This window comes from Mycolicibacterium canariasense, assembly GCF_002101555.1.
GTDB classification, from domain to species: domain Bacteria; phylum Actinomycetota; class Actinomycetes; order Mycobacteriales; family Mycobacteriaceae; genus Mycobacterium; species Mycobacterium canariasense.
The window spans coordinates 46,150-67,448 of record NZ_LQOL01000081.1 but is presented as its reverse complement, the minus strand read 5'-3'; the positions used below and the strand labels follow the sequence as shown (position 1 = coordinate 67,448).

27 protein-coding genes are annotated in these 21,299 nt (G+C 69.1%); 13 read left to right on the top strand and 14 right to left on the bottom strand.

From position 1 onward, the window contains the following. Positions 1-58: 58 nt before the first annotated feature. Positions 59-598 carry a Dps family protein gene (locus tag AWB94_RS28005; protein ID WP_062658486.1) on the top strand — a complete coding sequence of 180 codons (540 nt, stop codon included), beginning with the start codon at positions 59-61 and terminating at the stop codon, positions 596-598. Here AWB94_RS28005 and AWB94_RS28000 read toward each other — a convergent pair whose 3' ends face one another. Beyond that, entirely contained in the window at positions 599-1,276 is a 678-nt protein-coding gene (locus AWB94_RS28000) for a UdgX family uracil-DNA binding protein (protein WP_062658485.1), read from the bottom strand. It abuts the gene before it with no gap. 50 nt (positions 1,277-1,326) lie between these two features. On the opposite strand from AWB94_RS28000, the gene AWB94_RS27995 reads away from it, so the two are divergent. From AWB94_RS27995 to AWB94_RS27985, 3 genes are read left to right on the top strand one after another with little or no spacing between them, the layout of a single operon-like run. Continuing rightward, on the top strand, positions 1,327-2,013 hold the full coding sequence (locus AWB94_RS27995; RefSeq protein ID WP_062658484.1) for an AzlC family ABC transporter permease: 687 nt from the start codon (positions 1,327-1,329) through the stop codon (positions 2,011-2,013). Then, positions 2,006-2,329 (top strand): branched-chain amino acid transport AzlD family protein, encoded by a 324-nt coding sequence (locus AWB94_RS27990; RefSeq protein ID WP_062658483.1) that lies wholly within the window; start codon positions 2,006-2,008, stop codon positions 2,327-2,329. The genes AWB94_RS27995 and AWB94_RS27990 overlap by 8 nt, the downstream gene beginning before the upstream one ends. Positions 2,330-2,333: 4 nt before the next feature. Beyond that, positions 2,334-3,140 carry a putative GNAT family N-acetyltransferase gene (locus AWB94_RS27985; RefSeq protein WP_062658482.1) on the top strand — a complete coding sequence of 269 codons (807 nt, stop codon included), beginning with the start codon at positions 2,334-2,336 and terminating at the stop codon, positions 3,138-3,140. Here the strand turns inward: AWB94_RS27985 and AWB94_RS27980 are convergent, their stop codons facing one another. Genes AWB94_RS27980 through AWB94_RS27970 form a run of 3 tightly spaced genes read right to left on the bottom strand, consistent with a single transcriptional unit; the run spans position 3,141 to position 5,241 of the window. Beyond that, entirely contained in the window at positions 3,141-3,755 is a 615-nt protein-coding gene (locus tag AWB94_RS27980; protein WP_062658744.1) for a pyridoxamine 5'-phosphate oxidase family protein, read from the bottom strand. 8 nt (positions 3,756-3,763) lie between these two features. Then, positions 3,764-4,927 (bottom strand): o-succinylbenzoate--CoA ligase, encoded by a 1,164-nt coding sequence (gene menE, locus AWB94_RS27975; protein ID WP_084395386.1) that lies wholly within the window; start codon positions 4,925-4,927, stop codon positions 3,764-3,766. Next, complete coding sequence (locus AWB94_RS27970; RefSeq protein WP_062658481.1) at positions 4,924-5,241, bottom strand: DUF3349 domain-containing protein; 318 nt, start codon at positions 5,239-5,241, stop codon at positions 4,924-4,926. Before AWB94_RS27970 ends, menE begins: the two co-directional genes overlap by 4 nt. Positions 5,242-5,474: 233 nt before the next feature. On the opposite strand from AWB94_RS27970, the gene AWB94_RS27965 reads away from it, so the two are divergent. Genes AWB94_RS27965 through AWB94_RS27955 form a run of 3 tightly spaced genes read left to right on the top strand, consistent with a single transcriptional unit; the run spans position 5,475 to position 7,338 of the window. Next, positions 5,475-6,713 carry an inorganic phosphate transporter gene (locus AWB94_RS27965; RefSeq protein ID WP_062658480.1) on the top strand — a complete coding sequence of 413 codons (1,239 nt, stop codon included), beginning with the start codon at positions 5,475-5,477 and terminating at the stop codon, positions 6,711-6,713. A gap of 30 nt (positions 6,714-6,743) precedes the next feature. After that, positions 6,744-7,028 carry a hypothetical protein gene (locus tag AWB94_RS27960; RefSeq protein WP_062658479.1) on the top strand — a complete coding sequence of 95 codons (285 nt, stop codon included), beginning with the start codon at positions 6,744-6,746 and terminating at the stop codon, positions 7,026-7,028. Between the two features lie 7 nt (positions 7,029-7,035). Beyond that, a complete protein-coding gene (locus tag AWB94_RS27955; protein ID WP_062658478.1) occupies positions 7,036-7,338 on the top strand; it encodes a DUF3349 domain-containing protein in 303 nt (100 codons plus the stop codon). A gap of 62 nt (positions 7,339-7,400) precedes the next feature. On the opposite strand, the gene AWB94_RS27950 is transcribed toward AWB94_RS27955, so the two are convergent. The 6 genes from AWB94_RS27950 to AWB94_RS27930 are packed head-to-tail and all read right to left on the bottom strand — an operon-like array spanning position 7,401 to position 12,019. Beyond that, on the bottom strand, positions 7,401-7,721 hold the full coding sequence (locus tag AWB94_RS27950) for an EthD family reductase (RefSeq protein ID WP_062658477.1): 321 nt from the start codon (positions 7,719-7,721) through the stop codon (positions 7,401-7,403). A gap of 11 nt (positions 7,722-7,732) precedes the next feature. Further along, positions 7,733-8,197, bottom strand: coding sequence for a VOC family protein (locus AWB94_RS27945; protein ID WP_062658476.1), 465 nt, complete (start codon positions 8,195-8,197; stop codon positions 7,733-7,735). Between the two features lie 12 nt (positions 8,198-8,209). Then, a complete protein-coding gene (locus AWB94_RS35290) occupies positions 8,210-8,968 on the bottom strand; it encodes an ABC transporter permease (RefSeq protein WP_062658475.1) in 759 nt (252 codons plus the stop codon). Then, positions 8,965-9,702 carry an ABC transporter permease gene (locus tag AWB94_RS35285; RefSeq protein ID WP_062658474.1) on the bottom strand — a complete coding sequence of 246 codons (738 nt, stop codon included), beginning with the start codon at positions 9,700-9,702 and terminating at the stop codon, positions 8,965-8,967. Before AWB94_RS35285 ends, AWB94_RS35290 begins: the two co-directional genes overlap by 4 nt. After that, positions 9,699-10,646, bottom strand: a complete 948-nt coding sequence (locus tag AWB94_RS27935; RefSeq protein WP_062658473.1) for a daunorubicin/doxorubicin resistance ABC transporter ATP-binding protein DrrA — start codon at positions 10,644-10,646, stop codon at positions 9,699-9,701. The genes AWB94_RS35285 and AWB94_RS27935 overlap by 4 nt, the downstream gene beginning before the upstream one ends. Positions 10,647-10,681: 35 nt before the next feature. Continuing rightward, positions 10,682-12,019 carry a PucR family transcriptional regulator gene (locus AWB94_RS27930; protein WP_062658472.1) on the bottom strand — a complete coding sequence of 446 codons (1,338 nt, stop codon included), beginning with the start codon at positions 12,017-12,019 and terminating at the stop codon, positions 10,682-10,684. 164 nt (positions 12,020-12,183) lie between these two features. On the opposite strand from AWB94_RS27930, the gene AWB94_RS27925 reads away from it, so the two are divergent. Genes AWB94_RS27925 through AWB94_RS27905 form a run of 5 tightly spaced genes read left to right on the top strand, consistent with a single transcriptional unit; the run spans position 12,184 to position 16,923 of the window. Further along, positions 12,184-13,641 carry an APC family permease gene (locus tag AWB94_RS27925; protein WP_062658471.1) on the top strand — a complete coding sequence of 486 codons (1,458 nt, stop codon included), beginning with the start codon at positions 12,184-12,186 and terminating at the stop codon, positions 13,639-13,641. Continuing rightward, positions 13,634-14,332 (top strand): SDR family NAD(P)-dependent oxidoreductase, encoded by a 699-nt coding sequence (locus AWB94_RS27920; protein ID WP_062658470.1) that lies wholly within the window; start codon positions 13,634-13,636, stop codon positions 14,330-14,332. Before AWB94_RS27925 ends, AWB94_RS27920 begins: the two co-directional genes overlap by 8 nt. Beyond that, on the top strand, positions 14,329-15,090 hold the full coding sequence (locus tag AWB94_RS27915; RefSeq protein ID WP_062658469.1) for an SDR family NAD(P)-dependent oxidoreductase: 762 nt from the start codon (positions 14,329-14,331) through the stop codon (positions 15,088-15,090). The genes AWB94_RS27920 and AWB94_RS27915 overlap by 4 nt, the downstream gene beginning before the upstream one ends. After that, on the top strand, positions 15,087-16,058 hold the full coding sequence (speB, locus tag AWB94_RS27910) for an agmatinase (protein ID WP_062658468.1): 972 nt from the start codon (positions 15,087-15,089) through the stop codon (positions 16,056-16,058). Before AWB94_RS27915 ends, speB begins: the two co-directional genes overlap by 4 nt. After that, positions 16,045-16,923, top strand: coding sequence for a polysaccharide deacetylase family protein (locus tag AWB94_RS27905; protein ID WP_062658467.1), 879 nt, complete (start codon positions 16,045-16,047; stop codon positions 16,921-16,923). Before speB ends, AWB94_RS27905 begins: the two co-directional genes overlap by 14 nt. A 2-nt stretch (positions 16,924-16,925) precedes the next feature. Here the strand turns inward: AWB94_RS27905 and AWB94_RS27900 are convergent, their stop codons facing one another. Next, the gene (locus tag AWB94_RS27900) at positions 16,926-17,783 is read right to left on the bottom strand and encodes an SDR family oxidoreductase (RefSeq protein ID WP_062658466.1); all 858 of its coding nucleotides are present in this window, start codon (positions 17,781-17,783) and stop codon (positions 16,926-16,928) included. A 9-nt stretch (positions 17,784-17,792) separates the two neighbouring features. After that, entirely contained in the window at positions 17,793-18,704 is a 912-nt protein-coding gene (locus tag AWB94_RS27895; RefSeq protein ID WP_062658465.1) for a 1,4-dihydroxy-2-naphthoyl-CoA synthase, read from the bottom strand. Positions 18,705-18,810: 106 nt separating this feature from the next. On the opposite strand from AWB94_RS27895, the gene AWB94_RS27890 reads away from it, so the two are divergent. Continuing rightward, complete coding sequence (locus AWB94_RS27890) at positions 18,811-19,086, top strand: hypothetical protein (RefSeq protein WP_024450767.1); 276 nt, start codon at positions 18,811-18,813, stop codon at positions 19,084-19,086. Positions 19,087-19,092: 6 nt separating this feature from the next. On the opposite strand, the gene AWB94_RS27885 is transcribed toward AWB94_RS27890, so the two are convergent. Further along, the gene (locus AWB94_RS27885) at positions 19,093-20,058 is read right to left on the bottom strand and encodes an isopenicillin N synthase family dioxygenase (RefSeq protein ID WP_062658464.1); all 966 of its coding nucleotides are present in this window, start codon (positions 20,056-20,058) and stop codon (positions 19,093-19,095) included. Further along, positions 20,055-21,221 carry a hypothetical protein gene (locus tag AWB94_RS27880; RefSeq protein WP_062658463.1) on the bottom strand — a complete coding sequence of 389 codons (1,167 nt, stop codon included), beginning with the start codon at positions 21,219-21,221 and terminating at the stop codon, positions 20,055-20,057. Before AWB94_RS27880 ends, AWB94_RS27885 begins: the two co-directional genes overlap by 4 nt. Positions 21,222-21,299: the final 78 nt, after the last annotated feature.

The following is a 21,299-nucleotide window of genomic DNA, read 5'->3' as shown; positions in this document are numbered from 1 at the left end:
GGTGCGCACGGCCGGGGGTACTCGCAGCCGGTAGTCATCTGCGTAAAGGAGCGAATTGATGAGTGAGTTCACCATTCCCGGCCTCTCCGACAAGGACAGCCGCGAGATCGCCGATCTGCTTCAGCGCCAGCTGAGCACCTACAACGATCTGCACCTCACCCTCAAGCACGTGCATTGGAATGTGGTGGGGCCCAACTTCATCGGCGTACACGAGATGATCGATCCGCAGGTGGAGCTGGTGCGCGGCTTCGCCGACGATGTCGCCGAGCGCATCGCGGCGCTGGGCGCCTCGCCGCAGGGCACGCCGGGGGCGATCCTCAAAGACCGGGTGTGGGACGACTATTCGGTGGGCCGCGACACGGTTCAGGCGCACCTGGCGGCACTGGATCTGGTGTACAACGGCGTCATCTCCGACATCCGCAAGGCCATCGAGCGGCTCGATGACCTGGATCTGGTTTCCCAGGACCTGTTGATCGACCAGGCGGGCCAGTTGGAGAAGTTCCAGTGGTTCGTCAGGGCGCATCTGGAGAGCGCGGGCGGCACCCTGGCCAACGAGGGTGAGCAGACCGAGAAGGGCGCCGCCGCCGCGGCGCGGTGATCAGGTCCGCGGTGATCGGGTCTTGGTGCGCAGGCCCGCAGCGAACCGGAGGTCCGCCACCAGTGATTCGAACGCCTCGGCGCGGCCGTCGTCGGGCCCGCGCAGCACCGCCGACGGGTGGATGGTGACCACCACATCCGGAGCGGGTGTCGACGCATCCGGCAGGGCGAGCACCTCCGCATCCGGCAGGGCGAGTACCTCGCCGCGGTGAGCGGTCAACCGGAAGTCGTTGCCCAGCAACGATTGCGCGGCGGTGGCGCCCATCAGGACCAGGGTGTCCGGGGCCACCGCCGCCAATTCCGCCAGCAGCCAGGGTCGGCACGCCACCACCTCGGTCCGGCTCGGCTTCTGGTGGATGCGGCGCTTGCCGCGTTCGGTGAACTTGAAATGCTTGACCGCGTTGGTGACGTACACCTGTGCGCGGTCCACCGACGCCGCGTCCAGCGCCTTGTCCAGCAGCCGGCCCGCTGGCCCGACGAACGGTTGGCCCGTCCGGTCCTCCCGATCGCCGGGCTGCTCGCCGACCAGCATCAGGTGCGCCGAGCGCGGCCCCGCGCCGAACACCGCCTGGTCGGCATCGTGGTACAGGGTGCAGCCGCGGCACTCGCGGACCGCGTCCGCCAGAGCGGTCAGGCTGCGGGTGGGCGGAACGAAGTCCGCGGCGCCGGGGTGGTCCATGCCGGCGGGGTACCCGCGGCGGGCCCACCGGAATCGGCCAGACTGATCGGATGCCCGAGCATCCGGTCCGCGCGGTTCTGCGGCTTTCGGCCCCTATCGGTTTGGCGTTCGTTCCGCTGGGCATGGCGCTGGGATTCCTGGTGGTGCATGCCGGCCTGGAGTGGTGGTGGGCGCCGGTCTTCGCGGGGGTGATCTATGCGGGCTCGTTGGAGTTCCTGATGGTCGGCCTGGCCGCCGCCGGTGCCCCCGTCGCCACCGTGGCGTTGACCAGCTTCGTGGTGAACTCCCGACACGTGTTCTACGCCTTGTCGTTCCCGCTGCGGCGCGTCCGCGGCGCCGCGGCGAAGCTGTACAGCACGTACCTGCTCTCCGACGAGGCCTACGCGGTCGGCGTCAGCCCCGCGGCCGCTGACTGGACCAGCCGACAGATCCTGTTGATGCAGTGCGCGTTTCACCTCACCTGGGCCGCTTCGGCCGGGCTGGGTGGAGTGCTGGGTGCCGCCTTGCCGGTGCAGCGGCTGCAGGGGCTCGACTTCGCGCTGACCGCCCTGTTCGTGGTGCTGGCCATCGATGCCTACCGACAGCGGCCGGACCGGCTCACCGCCGTGATGGCAGCGGTGAGCGCGGTGGTGGCCTGGCTGGTGGCGCCGGGACAGCTGCTGGTGTGCGCGTTCGCGGCGTTCACCGCGGCGCTGTTGGCGCGGTTCGCCATCGACCAACGGCGTGCCGATGGCTGATCCCGGCCACATCGCCGTCCTGGTCGCGGTGAGCGCCGCGGTGACCTGGGCGCTGCGCGCGTTGCCGTTCGCCGCACTGGCGCCCATGCGGCACAGCGCTGTCATCACCTATCTGAGCGTGCACATGCCGCTCGGCGTGATGGTGATGCTGGCCCTGTACACCGTGCGAGACGTGCCCGAAGCCGCTGCGCGCCAGCAGCTGTGGATGCTGGTCGCGGTGGCCGTGACCGCCGGGCTACAGGTGTGGCGGCGGCATGCGCTGGTGTCCATTCTGGTGGGCACCGTAATTTACGTGACTTTGATGACGGCCTGGTGAGACAGTGAGCGCCGTGAATTTCTTCCCGGGAACGGAACTCGCCGCGCGGATCGAGGCCGCCGAGACGGCGCTGATCAGTGCCGGCGCCGCCGACGTGCGTCCGCTGGCCGGGGGCGCGGCGTGCTTCGCCGGGCCCGACTCGCCGCTGACCAAGGTGGTGGGCCTCGGTTTCGGCGGGATGCCCACCGACGCCGACTTCGACGAGATCGAACGGGAGTACGCGCACCGCGGAGCGGCCGTTCAGGTGGAGCTGTCCAACCTGGCGGACCCGCGGATCGGTGCCATGCTGACCGGTCGCGGCTACCGGCTGGTCTCGTTCGAGAATGTGCTGGGCACCCGGCCGGCCACCGAGCCCGGCGTGCCCGGGGTGCGGGTCGACAAGGCCGGGGCCGACGAACTGCAGACCTGGATCGACGTGGTGGTCGACGGCTTTGCGCACCCCGACACCGACGGTGTGCCCAGCCACGAGGAGTTGCCGCGCGATGTCGTCGCCGCGGCGGTGCGGGATATGGTCGCCGCCGGCGCGGTGACCTACCTGGCGCGTTGTGAGGCGATCGATGGTGACACCGTTGCCGGCGGGGCCAGCATGCGGCTGACCGACGGCATCGCGCAGCTGACCGGGGCGGCCACCGCGCCGGTATTCCGCCGCCGCGGGGTGCAGAGCGCGTTGCTGTCGGCGCGGCTGTCCGATGCGCACGCCGCCGGCGCCGACATCGCCGTGGTCACCACCTCGCCGGGGTCGCGATCGCAGCAGAACGTGCAGCGCAAGGGTTTTCAGCTGCTGTACACCCGGGCGATCTTGGTGCGCTGATCAGTACAGCAGCGTGCGTAGGTGGTCCTCGGCGTAGTACGCCTGCAACTGCTCCAGGGTCTGGTCCGGCTTGAACGAGCGGGCCAGTTGCGCCGTGCTGGGTATCGCCTCGGGGTTCCAGGACTCCGGTTTCCACGCATCCGAGCGCAGAAACGCCTTGGCGCAGTGGAAGAACACTTCCTCGACGGTGATCTCGAGCGCCAGGATGGGGCGCTTGCCCTTGACGGCCATCGACTCGAAATACGGTGCTTCGGAAAGGATCTCGGCGCGCCCGTTGACGCGAACGGTGTCCCCGCGGCCGGGGATGACGAACAGCGTGCCGACCCGCGGGTTCTGCAGCACGTTGAGATAGCCGTCCACACGTTTGTTGCCCGGCCGTTCCGGGATGGCGATGGTGTGCTCGTCCAGCACCTGCACGAACCCGGCCGGGTCACCCTTCGGGGAGACGTCGACCCGGCCCTGTGCGTCGGTGGTGGCGACGAAGCACAGCGGCGAATGCGCGATCCAGTCCCGGTGGATGTCGGAGAGCCGGTCGCTCACCTTGTTGACGACGGCGGCGGTGGGTTCCCCGACGATGGTGCGGAGTTCTTCGGCGGTCGTGACTTCGGTTCGCATACGGTCCATCATGCGGTGTCACCGAACCGCCGGGAAAGCGCTTTTCGGTCCAGCTTGCCGATACCGCGCCGCGGCAGCGCGTCGACGACATGGATCTCGCGCGGTGCGGCGGTCACCTCCAGCGTCTGCGCGACCAGGGCACGGATCTCGGCCAGGGCCGGTACCGCGGCACCGGGCACCGCGACGATGGCCGCGGCCACCCGCTGGCCCAGCCGAGCGTCGGGAACCCCGAATACGGCACACTCGGCCACCGCCGGATGGCCGGCCAGGGCGTTTTCCACCAGTTGCGGCAACACGGTGAGCCCGCCGGTGCTGATGGCGTCGTCGACCCGGCCGAGGATCGACAGCGCCCCGGAACCGTCGAGCGCACCGAGGTCGTCGGTGCGGAACCAGCCCCGTTCGGCGAAGGGGTCGGGGGTCACCGGGTTGCGGTAGCCGTCGGCCACCATGGCCCCGCCCAGCACCACCCGGCCGTCGTCGATGCGCACCCGCACACCGTCCAGTGCCCGTCCGTCGTACACGCATCCGCCGGCGGTCTCGCTCATGCCGTAGGTCCGCACCACCCGGATCCCGGCGGCGGCCGCCCGTTCGCCGACCCCCGCCGGCATCGGGCCACCACCGATCAGCACCGCGTCCAGGTGCGCCAGGGCCGCCACGGCGGCCGGCTCGACGAGCAGCTTGACCAGTTGCGCGGCCACCAGTGCGGCGTAGCGCCGGCCGGATCCCATCGTGGCGACCGCCGAAACCACCTCGGTCGCGGTGAAGCTCGCCGGGATCGCCACCGGCGTGGTGCCGGCCAGTACGCTGCGGACCAGCACCTGCAACCCGGCGATGTGATGGGCGGGTAGCGCCAGCAGCCAGTGGCCGGGGCCGCCGAGGCGGTCATGGGTGGCGTGTGCGCTGGCGGTCAGCGCGGTGGCCGACAGCATGGCGCCCTTGGGGATTCCGGTGGTGCCGGACGTCGGCACCACCACCGCGATGTCGTCACCGACGGGTTCGCCCGCCCGCAGGGCAGCGGTCAGCAGGGCGGCCTGGCGGGGGTCGTCGGAGGGAACCGGCAGCAGCGCCGGACGCCCGTCACCGGGCTGCCCGGCGAGCACTGCCTCGATCGTGGGCAGCGCCGACAGTGCCGCCGCGCCGGGCTCGACGGGCAGCGGGCGCAGGACGGTTATGGGGTCTCCTCGTCGTCGGCCGGATCGGTGTCCCGTGGGTCGTCGAGCGGCCAGCCCTTGGCGGCCAGCCGATGGCGCACCCGCTCCACGTCTTCTTCGCGGGGCAGCTCGTCGGTGATCTGGGTGATCAGCACGCCGATGTCGATGTGGTCGAATTCGCCGCGGTCGATCAGGTCCTGTGCGACGGCCTTGACCTCGTCGTTGCTGAGGCGGCGGGTGAGCAGCGCCATCAACGGCACGCGATCCGGACCCGGAACACCTTCGGGATAGCCGGCATTGAGCCACGCTACGATCTTTGCGAGAAATGCGTTCACCGCTCGTCCTCCTCCCTGGAGTCGCATCGATGGTAGTGCCCGCGATCACGGGCTGCTTCCGTCGTCGGGAGACAAATCAGCAGCCATGTCCGTTCCCAGGAGAACGCACCGGGGCGCCTGGATGAACACTCGGTGAACTCCTGTAGGGCGGTGTGAAATCGCCTGGTCAGACCATATTGATAGGCGTCCTACCCGCTGGTCAAACGGGCTGGCGTTACCCCAGAATTAGCGCCATGAGCGCAGAGATGATCATCCTGGTGCTGTTGATTGGAACAGCGCTGGCCTTCGACTTCACCAACGGATTTCACGACACCGGAAATGCGATGGCGACGTCGATCGCCACCGGTGCACTGAAGCCCAAGACCGCCGTGATCCTGGCCGGTGTCCTCAACCTGGTCGGCGCTTTCCTCTCGGTCGAGGTGGCCGTCACCGTCACCACATCGGTGCTCAAGGTGCAGGACAGCAAGACCGGACATCTGCTGTCGGGCATCGACGCGTCGATGGGGTTGACCATCATCTTCGCCGGGCTCATCGGCGGCATCCTGTGGAACCTGCTCACCTGGTTGTTCGGCATCCCGTCCAGCTCGTCGCATGCGCTCTTCGGCGGTCTGATCGGTGCCGGCCTGGCCGCGCTCGGCCTCGCGGGTGTCAACTGGCCCGGTGTGTTCCAGAAGGTGATCATCCCCGCGCTGGCCGCCCCGTTCATCGCCGGCCTGGTCGCCGCCGTCGGTACCTGGCTGGTCTACCGAATCACCCGCAACGTCATGAAGAAGCGCCGCGAAGACGGCTTCCGCTGGGGCCAGATCGCCACCGCGTCGCTGGTTGCGCTGTCGCACGGCACCAACGACGCGCAGAAGACCATGGGCGTCATCGCCCTGGCGCTCATCACCACCGGCCACCTGACCGGCGACGTGAAGAAGGACGGCCTGCCGTTCTGGATCATCGCGTCCTGCGCCCTGGCCATCGGGCTCGGCACCTACATCGGGGGCTGGCGCGTCATCCGCACGCTGGGTAAGGGCCTGGTCGAGATCGAGTCGCCGCAGGGCCTGGCCGCCGAGGCCTCGTCGGCTGCCATCATCCTGAGCTCCTCGGCCGCCGGGATGGCGCTGTCCACGACCCATGTCGCCACCGGCTCGATCCTCGGCAGCGGTGTCGGCAAGCCGGGCGCCGAGGTGCGCTGGGCCGTCGCGGGCCGGATGGCCATGGCCTGGCTGATCACCCTGCCCGCCGCCGCGCTGGTGGGCGCCCTGTCCTACTGGCTGTCCTTCGGGCTCAAGTCGGCGACCGGATCCCAGCTCGTCGGCGATGGCGTCATCTTCGTCATCCTGGTGGCGCTGTCGGGCTACATGTACTGGCGCGCCCAGCAGCAGAAGGTGGACCACAACAACGTCAACGCCGACTGGGACGAGTCGACCAACTCCGTGGTGCCGGCCGAGGTGCGCGAGGCCCGCCCCGACACGGCCACCGTCTGATCGCGACGCGACGAGAAGGAATGTGACGCAATGACTTACGTAGAGGCAATCCTCAAGGTGCTGGTGGTGGGACTCATCCTCGGCGCCGGCCTGCCCGCCCTGTTCGCCACCGGGCTGGTGGCCTTCTCCGGCGGATCTGGTGGCACCAACAACGACGGCACCGCGCAGGCTCCCAACCCGGCGCTGCGGGCGCTCGGCCTGCTGCTGTTCGGCCTCGTCGGGGTGGTGGTGCTGATCGGCATCCTGTGGATCACCAAGGCCACCATCATCCACCACTTCGGTTTCAACCCCGTCCCGTTCATCCCGGGTAAGTGAGCCGACGATGACCGATACCAACGCGTTCGACAGCGTCCTGCACTGGTTGCGCGCGGGCTACCCGGAGGGCGTGCCGCCCAAGGATTACTTCCCGTTGCTGGCCCTGCTCAAGCGATCGCTGACCGAGGAAGAGGTCGTCACGGCCGCGCAGTCCATCCTCCGGTCCAGTGACGCCGAGACGGTCACCGAGGCCGAGATCCGCGCCGCCGTCGAGGCCATCATCGAGAAGGAACCCAACCCGGAGGAGATCCACCAGGTCGCCTCGCGGCTGGCATCGGTCGGGTGGCCGCTGGCGGCTCCGGCTCGATAGGCGGCTCGCTATGGACAACACCCCCGGCCCATCGGACCGGGGGTGTTGTCGTACAGAGCCGTTCAGAACTGCGGGATCTCGATCTCGGAGAACAACACCCGTACACCGCCGGTGGACAGCCGGGCCATCGCGGCGAAGAACTCGCCGGCCTCGGGCGTGGTGACGGCGGCACTGGCGGCGTCGTAGTCGGGGTAGTAGAGGTCGATCGACCGGTAGGCCGGGGTCGGGCTACCGTCCTCCTTCGGCCACACCTTGGACGCCTCGAACCGCACATATCCCGGGATGCGCCGGGCGGCCTCCAATTGTTCGGCGGGGTAAGCGCTCTCGAACGCGGCGGGATCGGTGGGGTTGTCGTAGATGACGGTGATCTTGGTCTCGGGCACGGGTTTTCCTCTCAGTCACGGACGTCGCGGCGCAGCGGATGGGTGGGTGGCACCTCGACGAAGATCAGCAGTATGCCGTCCGGATCGGTGACGTGCATTTCGTGCAGGCCCCAGGGCTCCTCCCGCGCGGGCCTGGCGATGGTCACCCCGCGGCCCGCCAGCTCCGTTTGCGCGGCGCCGACATCGCGGACCTGCAGCCACAGTGCCACATCCCGTCGCTCCGCTCGCCCCACCGCAATATCCCGTCGCTCCGCTCGCCCCACCGCCACATCCCGTCGCTCCGCTCGCCCCACCGGCATCCCGGCGGCGGACGGCTCACCGTGGCCGGCCAGCTCCAGCAGCGACTGGCCGGCGTAGAACACGGTGCCCCCGTTGTATTCACGGGCGATGGCCAGCCCGATCTGATCGCGGTAGAACGCCACGGATTTCGGATAGTCCGCCGGCCTGATGAGCATCCGGCTGGCCAGGATTTCCATGCACCGTGTCTATCACGGATTCTCGGCGGCGAGCCGGTACCCGCGCACGGCGATCGGGCCGAACACCGCGATGAGCCCCGCCACCCAGGCCACCGATTGCAGCACCGGCCACAGCACCGGTCCGCCGCCGGCCAGCCCACGCATCGCCTCGATGGCCGGTGACATCGGTTGGGCCCGCACGATCGGTTGTACCCAGCCGGGGAACACGTCGACCGGCACCATGCCGGAGTTGAAGAACAACAGCAAGAAACACACCGTCGACAGCCCGGTGATGATGTTCTTACCGGCCGATTGCACCGCCACCGCCACGATGACCGTCGAGAAGCCGATCACCATCAATACCGGGACGAGCACGAATCCCATTGCGCCCGCCCAGCCCTGGGTGAATCGCAGCCCCATCGCCACCCCGACCGCGGTGAGCACCACCGCGCCGGCCAGCGCGCGGGCGCTCTCCGCGAGCAGCCGCCCGACCAGCGCACTGGCCCGGTGCACGGGCAGCGCCCACAACCGGCTCAGCAGTCCGGCCTCCCGCTCGTCGGGTATCGCCGCCCCGGTGCCCATCGCGCCGAACAGCGCGCCGGCCACCGCGCACATCGGCACCAGGCCGTACAGGCTGCTGGATCCGGTCAGGTGCAGCACCGATTTGCCGACCACCAGCGAGTACACGATGAGCAGGAAGGTCGGGAAGATCAGCGACTGGATGAGCACCACCGGCGCGCGCTGCCAGCCCAGCAGCAGCCGACGGGCGTGCAGGCGGGATTGACGAATCATGTTGCTCTTCTCTGCACCCGGACGGCGATCGCGCCGAACACCACCAACAGGCCCACGCACCAGGCGGCGCTGGTGCCGACGCGGACGTGCTCACCCAACGCCAGCCCGCGCAGGGTGTCGGCGATCACCGATACCGGCTGATTGCGTACGAACGGTCCGAGCCAGGACGGAAACGATTGTGCCGGTGCGATTCCGGTGGACAGCATCACCAGCAGCAGCTGGGGGACCAGCAGGGTCTGTCCGGCCGCCTCGGTGCTGCCGGCGATCGAACCCATCGCGTCGGCACCCAGGGACAGCGCCAGCGACAGCAGCAGGGCCAGGCCGAGGAAGGCCAACAGGTCCAGCATCCCGCCGTGGAACCCGAACCCGAACGCGAACCCAACCACCAGCGCCGCGGTCAGTGCCGCGACGGCGCGCAGCAGCGATGACAGCATGCGCGCGGTCACCGGTGCCAGCGCCGTGATGGGCAGCGAACGCATCCGGATCCCCATGCCGCTCAGGTGATCCCGGGCGGCGCGGTCGGCCGTGGTCATCGCGGTGAAGATCATGGCCTGCACCACGATGACGGGCAGGATGTACTGCGGGTAGCTCATCGCATCGGTCTGGATGACATTGCGCAGGGTGATGTCGAAGCACACGAAGAACGCGACCGGTCCGCCGATCGCGAACACCAGGTCGCCGTCGCGCAGGGTGCCCAGCACCGAGCGCCGGGTCAAAGTGCCCAGGGCCGTCACGCCGGTGACCCGGTCAGTTCGAAGAACACCTCGTCCAAGGACGGCTTGCGCAGCGCGATATCGGCGACCTCGATGTCGAGCGTCTCGATGCGGCGGAACACCTCGCTCAACGTGGCCAGCCCGTCGGGTGCGGGCAGCGACAGGGTGCCGGTGTCCGGGTCGGCTTTCATATCGGGGGCAGCGCCGGCGATACCGGCCAGCGCGGCCGCGATGCGCGGACCGTCGGCCGGCCGGACCGGGGTGACCTGGCACACCGTGGCGCCGACGCGGTGCTTGAGTTCGTCGGCGGTGCCCTCGGCGATGACCCGGCCGTGGTCGATGACGACGATCGAATCCGAAAGGGCGTCGGCCTCTTCTAGGTACTGAGTGGTCAGCAGCACGCTGGTGCCCGCGGCGGTCAGCGAACCGACCAGATCCCACACCTCCCGCCGGCTGCGCGGATCCAGGCCGGTGGTCGGCTCGTCCAGGAACACCACCGCCGGCGCGGCGACCAGTCCACAGGCGATGTCGGCGCGGCGGCGCATGCCGCCGGAATAGGTGCCGACGCGGCGGTCGGCGGCATCGGTGAGGCTGAATGCGGACAGCAGCTCATCGGCCCGTGCGCGGGCCTTGGCCCGGCTGAGCCCGTTGAGTTCGGCGAACAGGATGAGGTTCTCCCGGCCGGTGAGCATCGCGTCGATGGCGGCGTACTGGCCCGTCAGCCCGATGTGCTTGCGGACGTCGGCGGCCTGGCGCACCACGTCGAACCCGGCGACGGTGGCCCGGCCGGAGGTGGGTCGGATCAGGGTGGAGAGCACATTGATCGTCGTGGTCTTGCCCGCCCCGTTGGGTCCCAGCACGCCGAGCACCGTGCCTGCCCGCATGGTGAACGTCACGCCCCGCAGTGCCTGCTTGTCGCCGAAGCGTTTGGTGACGTCTTCCAGGTGGATCGCGTAGTCGGACACGCGGTCGAGTATGACAGGCTAACCTAAGTTCCCGATCAGTCCGGTCGGCGCCGGGAGCGGTCGCTGGCCTGTAATCCGATGGCGAAGGCGGCCAGGTCGCCCAGGTTCATCGGGTCGCGCCCGGTCAGCTCCTGGATGCGTCCCAGCCGGTGCCGCACGGTGTTGGTGTGCAGGAACAACTGGCGTGCGGTGTCGATGACGGACCCGTTGGTGGCCAAGAAGGTTCGCAGGGTGCGTACGTGTTGGGTGCCGCGGTCGCGGTCCATGTCGGCCAACGGATCGATGAGCTGATCCTTGAACGGGGCCAGCCGATTCGACGGGAGGCCCTCCAGCAGGCTGCCGAACGTGCTCAGCTGGTCGGGCCCGACGCTGCCGCCGTGCTGGCGCGCCATGTCCAGCGCGATCCGCGCCTGGGTGATGGCCGAGCCGAGTTCGATCAACGGCGATGCCGCAGAATGACCCGACGGCAGTGAGAGTTCGGCGGCCGCCCGGCGGAACCCCTCACCGCCGGGGGTCAGCACCAGGCACACGTCCGGGGCATCGCCCACCAACGCGGTCGGAAACGTCATGGACAGCACCGCGCCCGCGCCCGCGGGCCAGGCCGAACACCCCAGCTCCGGTGCGGACAGGCCGGGCCAGTCCAGCAGCTGGCCCAGCGCATCGGGCAGCAGCATGCGCCGCTCCACCAGCGACAGCAGCTGTCCGACCCGTTCCCGGGACAGCGCCGACTCGATGTCCCGATCGCCCTGTGCCGCCTGCGCGAAACGGGTGATCATCTCCACAACCGCCGGTTCCGGCGCCCGACCGCTTCCCACCCACGACAGGCTGCCCACGCCCTCCACCGCGACGGTCTCGTCGGCGTCCAGCACGAAGTAGCCACCGAGCACCGCCCCGGCCCGATCCAGCAGCTGGCGTACCGTCTCGCCCCGGCGCTGCGACGAAAGCAGTTCCGGGACAAGACTGTTGGTCGCACGGGCAACCGCTATCTCGCCGCCCATCCGGAAGTCCGCGACGAACCGGCTCAGCGCCGCGAACGGCACCGCCGGTGGTGCCACCAGCAGGGCCAGTCCCTGCCGCCGGCACGCCGCGGTCAGCCCGTCGGGGACGGCCTCGTGCACATCACCGATACCGAAGCACAGCCCGGACGCGCCCGCGGCGCACAATGCGCCGACGAAGTCCGCGCAGTCCTGGGGTGTCTGCAGGCTGATCCCCACCGTGCACACCAGCTCCCCACCACGCAGATAGCGCGACGGGTCCCGGAGCTCGGTGGTGTGCGCCCAGCTGATGGGCCGGTCCAGGTCGCCGCCGGCGTCGTCGCGGGCGCTCAGCCCGAGCACCGAACCGAGCAGGTCGCGCACAGTCGGGTCCGGCATCAGCCGAGCGTAACGCCGGCGTCACATCACCGCCCGGCGGCCTTTGTGCGATCGCCCAATGCGATCGGGTGCCGGTGGTGCACTTGCAGCGTGTTCGCCGCGAACTCTGGTGCGTGCCCGGGCCGGGGTTGATAGTTCGTCCAACACGTCCTGAGGAGCAGCACATGTCAACACCCGGCTCGGCACCCGGCACCGACGAGCCGCACGTCCTGCGGCGCGAATTCTCCCTGTGGTCGGCCTTCGCCTTCGCGTTCGCCTTCATCTCGCCGATCGTCGCCCTCTACGGCATTTTCGGCCTGGCACTGGCTGCCGCCGGCCCCAGCTTCTGGTGGGGTTTCGCGCTGGTGTTCGGCGGCCAGCTGCTGGTCGCGCTGGTCTTCGCGATGCTGGTGTCACGCTGGCCGCTGGAGGGATCCATCTACCAATGGTCGCGGCGGCTGCTCGGCACCAGCTACGGCTGGCTGGCGGGCTGGGTGTACATGTGGACGCTGGTGATCGCGATGGCCACGGTCGCGCTCGGCGCGGCCGGTTTCGTGGCGAACATCGCCGGCGTGGAGGCCCCTTCGGGTGGACTGCGGGCCGTGATCGCGCTGGTGATCCTGGTCGGTGGGACGGCGATCAACCTGATCGGCCGGGGCGCGCTGAAGGTGTTCATGACCGCCAGCATCGTGGCCGAGGTGATCGGCTCGGTCGGGCTGGGTACCTGGCTGTTGCTGTTCCACCGGCAGAACTCGATCTCGGTGCTGTTCGACGGCGGCGGCCCGGACACCGGCGCCTGGGCGTATCTGAGCGGACCGTTCCTGATCGCGGTGGCGTTCATCGGGTTCTCCTTCGTCGGGTTCGAGAGCGCCGGCGCCATCGCCGAGGAGGTGCACCAACCGCGGCGCTACCTGCCCAAGGCGGTGCTGTTCTCGCTGACGTTCATCGCGTTGGTGGTGGCCTACTCCAGCCTGGCGATCATCCTGGCCATCCCGGACCTGGATGCCGTGGCGGCCGGTTCGGTGGCCGACCCTGTCTACGAAACCCTGACCGCCGCTTTGGGTCACGGCATCGCCAAACCGGTCGAGGTGCTGTTCGTGATCGGGTTCATCGCGAGCTTCCTGGCGCTGCAGACCTCGGCGTCCCGGGTGATCTGGGCGTACGCCCGCGACGGCGCGCTACCCGCGGCCACCGCACTGGCCCGGCTGCGCGGCAGCGCCCGAATCCCGGTACTGGCCATCCTGGTCACCACCGTCGTCGGCGGCGCGCTGTTCGGTTTGAGCATCGTCGCCGGTGACATCTACTCCCTGATGGTCAACTTCACCACCGGCGGGTTCTACCTGGCATTCCTGTTCCCGCTCATCGGATTCGTGGTGGTGCTGGCGCGCAGGCAATGGAGCGATGGTGCGTTCTCCCTCGGCAGGGCCACCGTCCCGGTGGCCGTGCTGGCCGCGGTGTGGGCGGTGCTGCAGATGCTCAACATCTCCTGGCCGCGCCCGGTGTACGACCAGCGGTACCTGGACTGGTCGGTGTGGATCGGCGTGGCGGTGGTGCTGGCCGTCGGCATCGCGATCCTGGTCGGGGTGCGGGGCCGCATCGTGGGCGCCGAGGTCGCCGAGGAACTCGAGACCGCCCGTGCCTGAGCGGCCGGTGGCGGTGGTCACCGGCGGCGCCAGCGGTATCGGCGCGGCCGTCGTCGCGGCGCTGCGCGGGCGGGGCTACCGGGTCGCGGCGCTGGATTTGCGCGCCGACGCCGACGCCGATCACGTTGTCGCGGTGGACGTCTCCGACGGTCCCGCCGTCGGCGGCGCCGTCGCCGAAATCCGCCGCACGCTGGGCCCGATCACCGCGCTGGTGACCTCGGCCGGGCATTACGAGATGGCTCCCGTCGCCGAGATCGACACCCAGGCCTGGCGGCGCATGCTGCGGGTGCATCTCGGCGGATTGTTCCACGCCACCCGGGCCTGCCTGCCCGACATGCTGGACCGCGGATCCGGCGCGGTGGTCGCGGTATCCAGCGAACTGGCCGTCGGCGGCGGCGAACACGACGCGCACTACGCCGCGGCCAAGGGTGCGATCCTCGGCCTGGTGCGCAGCCTGGCCGCGGAGGTGGCCGACCGCGGCGTCCGCGTGAACGCCGTCGCGCCGGGACCCACCGACACCCCGCTGCTGGCGCCCGATTCCCCCTGGCGCGCACCGGAATACCTCGCGACGCTGCCCCTGCGCCGGCTCACCGCCCCGGCCGAGGTGGCCCGCTGCGTGGAATACCTGGTCTGCGACGCCGGCTTCAGCACCGGTGACGTGCTGAACGTGAATTCGGGGGCGGTGATATGAGCGGCCTGACCGGGCGGGTCGCCCTGGTCACCGGCGCCGCGCAGGGCATGGGTGCCGCCCACGCCCGGCGGCTGGCCGCGGCCGGGGCGACGGTGGCCGTCAACGATATTCGGCCCAGTGCGGGGCTGGACGCACTGGCCACCGAGATCGGTGGGTTGACCGCACCGGGCGATGTCGCCGATCCGGGCATCTGTACGCGGATCGCCGACACGGTCGTCGCGGCGAGCGGGCGCCTCGACATCCTGGTGGCCAACCACGCGTACATGACCATGGCCCCGCTGCTGGAGCACGACGAACGGGACTGGTGGCGCGTCGTGGACACCAACCTCGGCGGCACCTTCCACCTGGTACAGGCCGTGCTGCCGCATATGCGACGGCTGGGGGCGGGACGCATCGTGGTGATCAGCAGCGAATGGGGTGTCACCGGCTGGCCGCAGGCCACCGCGTACGCCGCGTCGAAGTCCGGGCTCATTGCGCTGGTGAAGACGCTGGGCCGGGAACTGGCCCCGGAGCGGATCATCGTCAACGCGGTGGCCCCCGGGGTGATCGACACCCCGCAGCTGCGCGTCGACGCCGACGCGGCCGGCGTCGACCTGGCGACCGTGCAGGCGCGGTATGCGCGCTCGATCCCGTTGGGTCGCATCGGAACCGCGGACGAGGTCGCCGAGGCGGTGCGATTGTTGACCGATTTTGACATGGAAGCGGTTGTCGGACAGGTGATTTCCTGCAACGGGGGATCCACGAGGGGCAGGGTATGACACAGCGTTACGTGCGGTCGCACACCGGTAAGGTCGGACAGGTGGACGCGCAGGTGGTGCCGCGCTACGCGGGGCTGGCCACCTTCGCGCGGTTACCGCAACGCCACGAGTTGCCCGACCACGACATCGCCGTCGTCGGTGTGCCGTTCGACAGCGGCGTCACCTACCGCCCGGGTGCCCGGTTCGGACCCGCCGCCATCCGGCAGGCCTCCCGGCTGCTCAAGCCCTACCACCCGGCGCTGGACATCAGCCCGTTCGAGCGGGCGCAGGTGGTCGACGCCGGCGACATCTCGGCCAACCCGTTCGACATCACCGAGGCGGTCGACCAGATCCGCGACGGGCTGACCGACCTGCTGGCGCGCCCCGGGCAGCGGGTGGTGCTGCTCGGCGGTGATCACACCGTCGCGCTGCCCGCGCTGCAGGCCGTGCACGCCGTGCACGGACCGGTGGCGCTGGTGCACTTCGACGCCCACCTGGATACCTGGGACACCTATTTCGGTGCGCCATGCACGCACGGCACGCCGTTCCGCCGGGCCGCCGAACAGGGCCTGCTGGTCAAGGACCGCTCGGCGCACGTGGGGATCCGCGGATCGTTGTACGACCGAGCCGACCTGCTGGACGACGAATCGCTCGGCTTCACCGTGGTGCACTGCCGCGACGTCGACCGGATCGGCATCGACGGCGTCATCGAACGCATCCTGACCCGGGTGGGCGAGCACCCGGTGTACGTGTCGATCGATATCGACGTGCTGGACCCGGCCTTCGCGCCCGGCACCGGGACACCCGAGATCGGCGGGATGACCAGCCGCGAACTGGTCGCCGTGTTGCGGGCGATGCGCGGTCTGCGCATCGTCGCCGCCGACGTCGTCGAGGTCGCGCCCGCCTACGACAACGGCGAGGTGACCGCCGTGGCCGGCGCGAATCTGGCCTACGAGTTGGTTAGTTTGATGGCCGATGACTTCTCCTGACGTGTCCTGGGGCGAGCGAAGCGACGGGAAATTTGCCTGGCCCGCCGGCAAGTCCGCGGCGGCGGCCTTCACCTTCGACGTGGACGCCGAGTCGGCGGTGTTGTGGGGCAACGACGCCGTCGCGGCCCGGATGAGCGTGATATCGCATCAGGCGTACGGGCCGCTGGTGGGGGTGCCGCGCATCCTCGATCTGCTGGAGCGGCATCAGATCCCGGCGACCTTCTTCGTGCCGGGCCACACCGCACACCGATATCCGGACGCGGTGCGCAGCATCGTCGCGGCCGGGCACGAGCTCGCCCACCACGGCTACCTGCACGAACAACCCACGGCGCTGACCCTGGAGGAGGAGATCGAGGCCCTGGACCGCGGATTGGAGGCGCTGGCCGAGGTGGCCGGGGTGCGCCCGGTGGGGTACCGCGCGCCGATGTGGGATCTGTCCTGGCGCACGCCGGGCCTGCTGGCCGAGCGCGGATTCCTCTACGACTCCAGCCTGATGGACGCCGACCACCCTTACGAGCTCGAGGTGGGGGAGACCTCGCTGGTGGAAATCCCCATCCAGTGGGCGCTCGACGACTGGGAGCAGTACTGCTATCTACCCGACATCTCCGGCAGCGGGCTGATCGAAAGTCCGCGCAAGGCAAGGGAATTGTGGCAGCTGGAATTCGACGCGCTGCGCGACGCCGGTGCCTGCTGGGTGCTGACCAACCACCCGTTCCTGTCCGGGCGGCCTTCCCGCGCGGTGGAACTCGGTGACCTGATGCGCTACGTGGTGGAGCACACCGATGTATGGACCACCAACCTGGGTGCCATCGCCGAGCACGTCCGCTCGCTCGGGCTGGCCCCGCGCAGCATCACCCCGCCGTGAAGTCAGACCCCGCGTTTCATGATGGCGTCCAGCAGGCTGGGGGCCACCCCGTCGAGCAGCTTCGCGGTCACGGCCATCCGGGGTGCGATGCGCACCGGGCGGGTGCGTGCTGCCGTCACCATCCAGTCGGCGGCCTCGTCGGCCGACAGGCCCGGCATGTTCACGAAAGCCTTGGTGGGCTCGATCATCGGCGTTTTCACCAGCGGATAGAACAGCGTCGTGGTGTGCACGCCCTTGGCCGACCATTCCGTCTCGGCGACCCGGCTGATCGCCGTGAGCGCGGCCTTGGACGCCTGGTACGCGCCGAAGAACGGTGACGATTCGTTCATCACACCCCACGTCGACACGTTGATCACGTGGCCGTCACCGCGGGCGATCATCCCCGGCACCAGCGCGCGCATCAGCCGCAGCGGTGAGTAGTAGTTCAGCGCCATCGTGCGCTCCAGGTCGTGCCAGCGGTCCAGCGATTCGATGAGCGGCCGCCGGATGGACCGGCCGGCGTTGTTGACCAGAATGTCGATCCCGCCGTGGCTTTCGAGCACCTGCGCGGCGACGGCGTCGACGGCCTCCAGATCGGACAGGTCGGCGGCGACCGCTTCGGCGATGCCGCCGTCGGCGCGGATGCCGTCGGTGAGGGCCTGCAGCAGCTCGGCGCGGCGGGCCACCACGATGACGCTGGCCCCGCACGCGGCGAGTTTGCGCGCGGACGCCTCACCGATCCCGGACGACGCACCGGTGATCAGGATGCGCTTGCCGCGCAGTTCGATCTCCGGTCCGCGGTGCAGGTGTTCGGTCAGCGGCGGGCGCATGCTGGTCAGCAGCACGGCGTCGGACAGCCGACGCAGGGGGTTCTTGGCCACCCAGTCAATCTAGAAGTAGCGCGGGAACCGGCTCCAATCCGGGTCGCGCTTTTCCAGGAAAGCGTCGCGGCCCTCCACCGCCTCGTCGGTCATGTACGCCAAACGCGTTGCCTCACCGGCGAATACCTGCTGGCCGACCAGACCGTCGTCGATCAGGTTGAAACCGAATTTCAGCATCCGGATGGCCTGCGGCGACTTGCCGTTGATCTCGGCGGCCCACTGCAGGCCGGTCTTCTCCAGATCCACGTGATCGACCACGTCGTTGACCGCGCCCATCTGATACATGGTCTGTGCATCGTAGGCGCGGCCCAGGAAGAAGATCTCGCGGGCGAACTTCTGGCCGGTCTGCCGGGCCAGGTAGGCGCTGCCGAACCCGCCGTCGAAGCTGCCGACGTCGGCGTCGGTCTGCTTGAACCGGGCATGCTCGCGGCTGGCCAGGGTGAGGTCGCAGGTCACGTGCAGGCTGTGTCCGCCGCCGGCCGCCCACCCGTTGACCAGGCAGATGACCACCTTCGGCATGAACCGGATGAGCCGCTGCACCTCCAGGATGTGCAGCCGGCCGGCCCGCGCGGGGTCCACCGTCTCCGCGGTCTCACCGGCCGCGTACTGGTAGCCGCTGCGGCCGCGGATGCGCTGGTCGCCGCCCGAGCAGAACGCCCAGCCGCCGTCCTTGGGCGACGGGCCGTTGCCGGTCAGCAGGATCACCCCGACGGCGGGGGACATCCGGGCGTGGTCGAGCACCCGGTACAGCTCGTCCACGGTGTGCGGACGGAACGCGTTGCGCACCTCCGGCCGGTCGAACGCCACCCGCACCGTCGGCTGGGCGACACCGTCGACGACGTGCCGGTGATAGGTGATATCGGTCAATTCGAAGCCGGGCACGGGCTGCCACAGCGCGGGGTCGAACGGGTTGTCGCTCATGCTGCGACTGTATTGCGCAGCACGCTCACGTTTGGCACAGGGTGCGCCCGGGTATCAACCTGCCGCCACAGCGGCGCCGACGCGCGCCCAGGACAGGAGGGTGACGATGAAGTTCTCTGCGGGTTTGGTGACGATGGTCGCGGCGGCCGGACTGCTCGTAGGATGCTCCGCCCCTTCGATCACCGGCGGTGACACGTCGTGCAAGAGCTTCCTGGAAGCCGACGAGAAGACCCAGACCGACGCGGTCGCCAAGATGCTCAAGGACGAAAAGGGCACCGACGCAGCCCAACTGGAGATCACCGGTACCCGGCTTTCGGTACAGACGTTCTGCCAGACCGCGGGCAAGCAGGACAGCAAGATCAAGGAAGCCCCGCACCTGTAGTAGTGGCTACCGTGTGAAGTTGGCGCTGATCCGTTGCTGCAGGTAGTCCTTCGCGCTGATGGGCGGGTATTTGGCGGTCGGGCCGGCGATGGTGACCTCGCTGTTGGCCTGCGCGAAGAAGGCGATGCTGTAGCGCGCCCCGCGGTGGTCGTCGGGCCCGGGGCTCTTGACCCGGTGGAAGTTCGACGGCAGCTGGTCGTCGCTCCAGCGCATCAGCATGTCGCCGATATTGCAGGTGATCGCTTCCTCCGAGGGCTGCACCGAGGTCCACTCCTGGGCGGCCATCTCCTTGCCCGGGCAGACCTGCAGGCCGCCCTGCCCATCGCGCTGGAACAGCAGGGTCAAGCAGTCGAAGTCGGTGTGCGCGCCCGCACGCCACACTCCGTTGAGGTCGGCGTCGGCGGGCAGCGCGAAGTAGTGCAGCAGCCGCAGCGTGCTCTGGTAGGTGGGCGAGGCCGGATCGTGCGCGCGGGTGAAGAAGTCGCGGTCGAAGTCGAGCTTGTCGGCGAACAGCGACAACAGTTCCATCGCCAAGGCCCAGCATTTGCGTTCGAAGTCCAGCATGGTGGCCCGGAACCCGGGCAGTTCGTCCTCGCCGGGCCACAGTCCGTCCATGTTGGACAGCGTGATCTGGTAGGACTCCTTCTGATCGGGCACCCCGACCGACGGCCGCACCTGGGTCAGTTGTTCCCACCCGGAGTTGAACCGTTTCGGCCGCCTGGACTTGACCTCCTCGGGTAGTGCGAAGAACCGCTCGGCCGCGGCGAAGGCGTTCCGTACGTCGGCGAGGTCGATCCCGTGGTCGACTACCTGAAAGAACCCGATATCGGTTGCTGCGGACCACAATTCGTCCGCGATCTGGCTGCGCCGCCCGGGCAGCCCGGCCAGCGAGATGCGCCGGACCTCGCGCATGCTCTCGGTGCCGAGTGCCCCCATGGACCGTTCGCGAAGGAGTTCGGTCATGTCGTTCATGCGGTGGCCTTTCGAATGGTGGGATCGGTGAACCGGTTGCTGAAGAGATCGTCGGCGGTGAGGTCGCCGGGCACGATGTTCCCGCTGGCGGCCAGCACGGCGCGCAGGTCGGTCAGATTGTGTGCGGTGCGTGCGGGGTCGTACACGCCGAAGGACCCGTTGTCCTCCGCCGCGAGCAGGCCCTTCTTCACCAGCAGGTCGGCGCTGAAGGCGGCTTCCCCCTCGGTGTACGGCGAGTAGGTGCTGTCCTGTGACACGACGTCGACGATCACCTTGTTCACCGCGGTCGGCGCCGCGGCATAGTCCAGGCCGGACTGCTGGATGATCGGTACCAGTCGCTCAAGGCAGGGGGCGAACTGGTCGACCTTGTCGGCCCGTACCGCGATGTTCGACGCGTAGACGTCGTAGCCGACATCCTTGATCAAACCGTAGGCAACGGGCTTGTTCCATGCCGGGGTGTCGTGTTCGTAGGTGTAGGGCTCGGAGTTGGCGAAACCCTGCTGCGCCACCGTTGGATCGCCGACGAAGCGTGCGGGTGCGCCGTCATAGCTGGTGTCGATCTGGGATGGCTTGAGCATGCCCTTCTGCACCATCCATTGCGGGAAAATCTGGTCTTTGGATACCACCACCGTGGCGTCCGACTTTCCGATGTCGGCCACCGTCGACCATGACGGGTGGGATTGCCTGTCCCACATCAGGATTGCGGGACTGTATTTCAGCAGCGGCGTGACGCCCACGACGCGCTGGCTGGCCGCGGCGGCGACCAGTTGGTCACCGTGGACGATGCCCATCATCAGCGAGTCGTCCACATAGAGTTGGGATGGGACCGACTGGAAGCCGATCGCCGGACCGCCGGACTTCAGGGTCAACGTCACCCCGGTGTCCTTGCCCGCGGCGACCAGGGGCCCGGTCACCGACTTGTCCTGGGTGTTCACCCGGTAACCCGGGCCGAGCATGTCGAACACCGCGCCCATGTCCGACTGCGGCTGCCACTGCAGTTGGATACCGATGTTCGCGGGGCAGACACCGGCGAGCCGTTGCGCGTCGGCCGCGGGTTCCAGCGTGGGCTGGCCGGCGGGCTGTTCCGCGCCGTAGGCGCAGGCGGTCAGGCAGACTGCGGCGCCGGCAATGGCCGTCGCCGTCCGCAACGCTGATCGATACATGATGCTCCTCGGTAGGGTGGCTGGTGGGTGACCCGCTGGGACGGTATGTGGGCCGGAAGTCGTGATTACATGCAATCA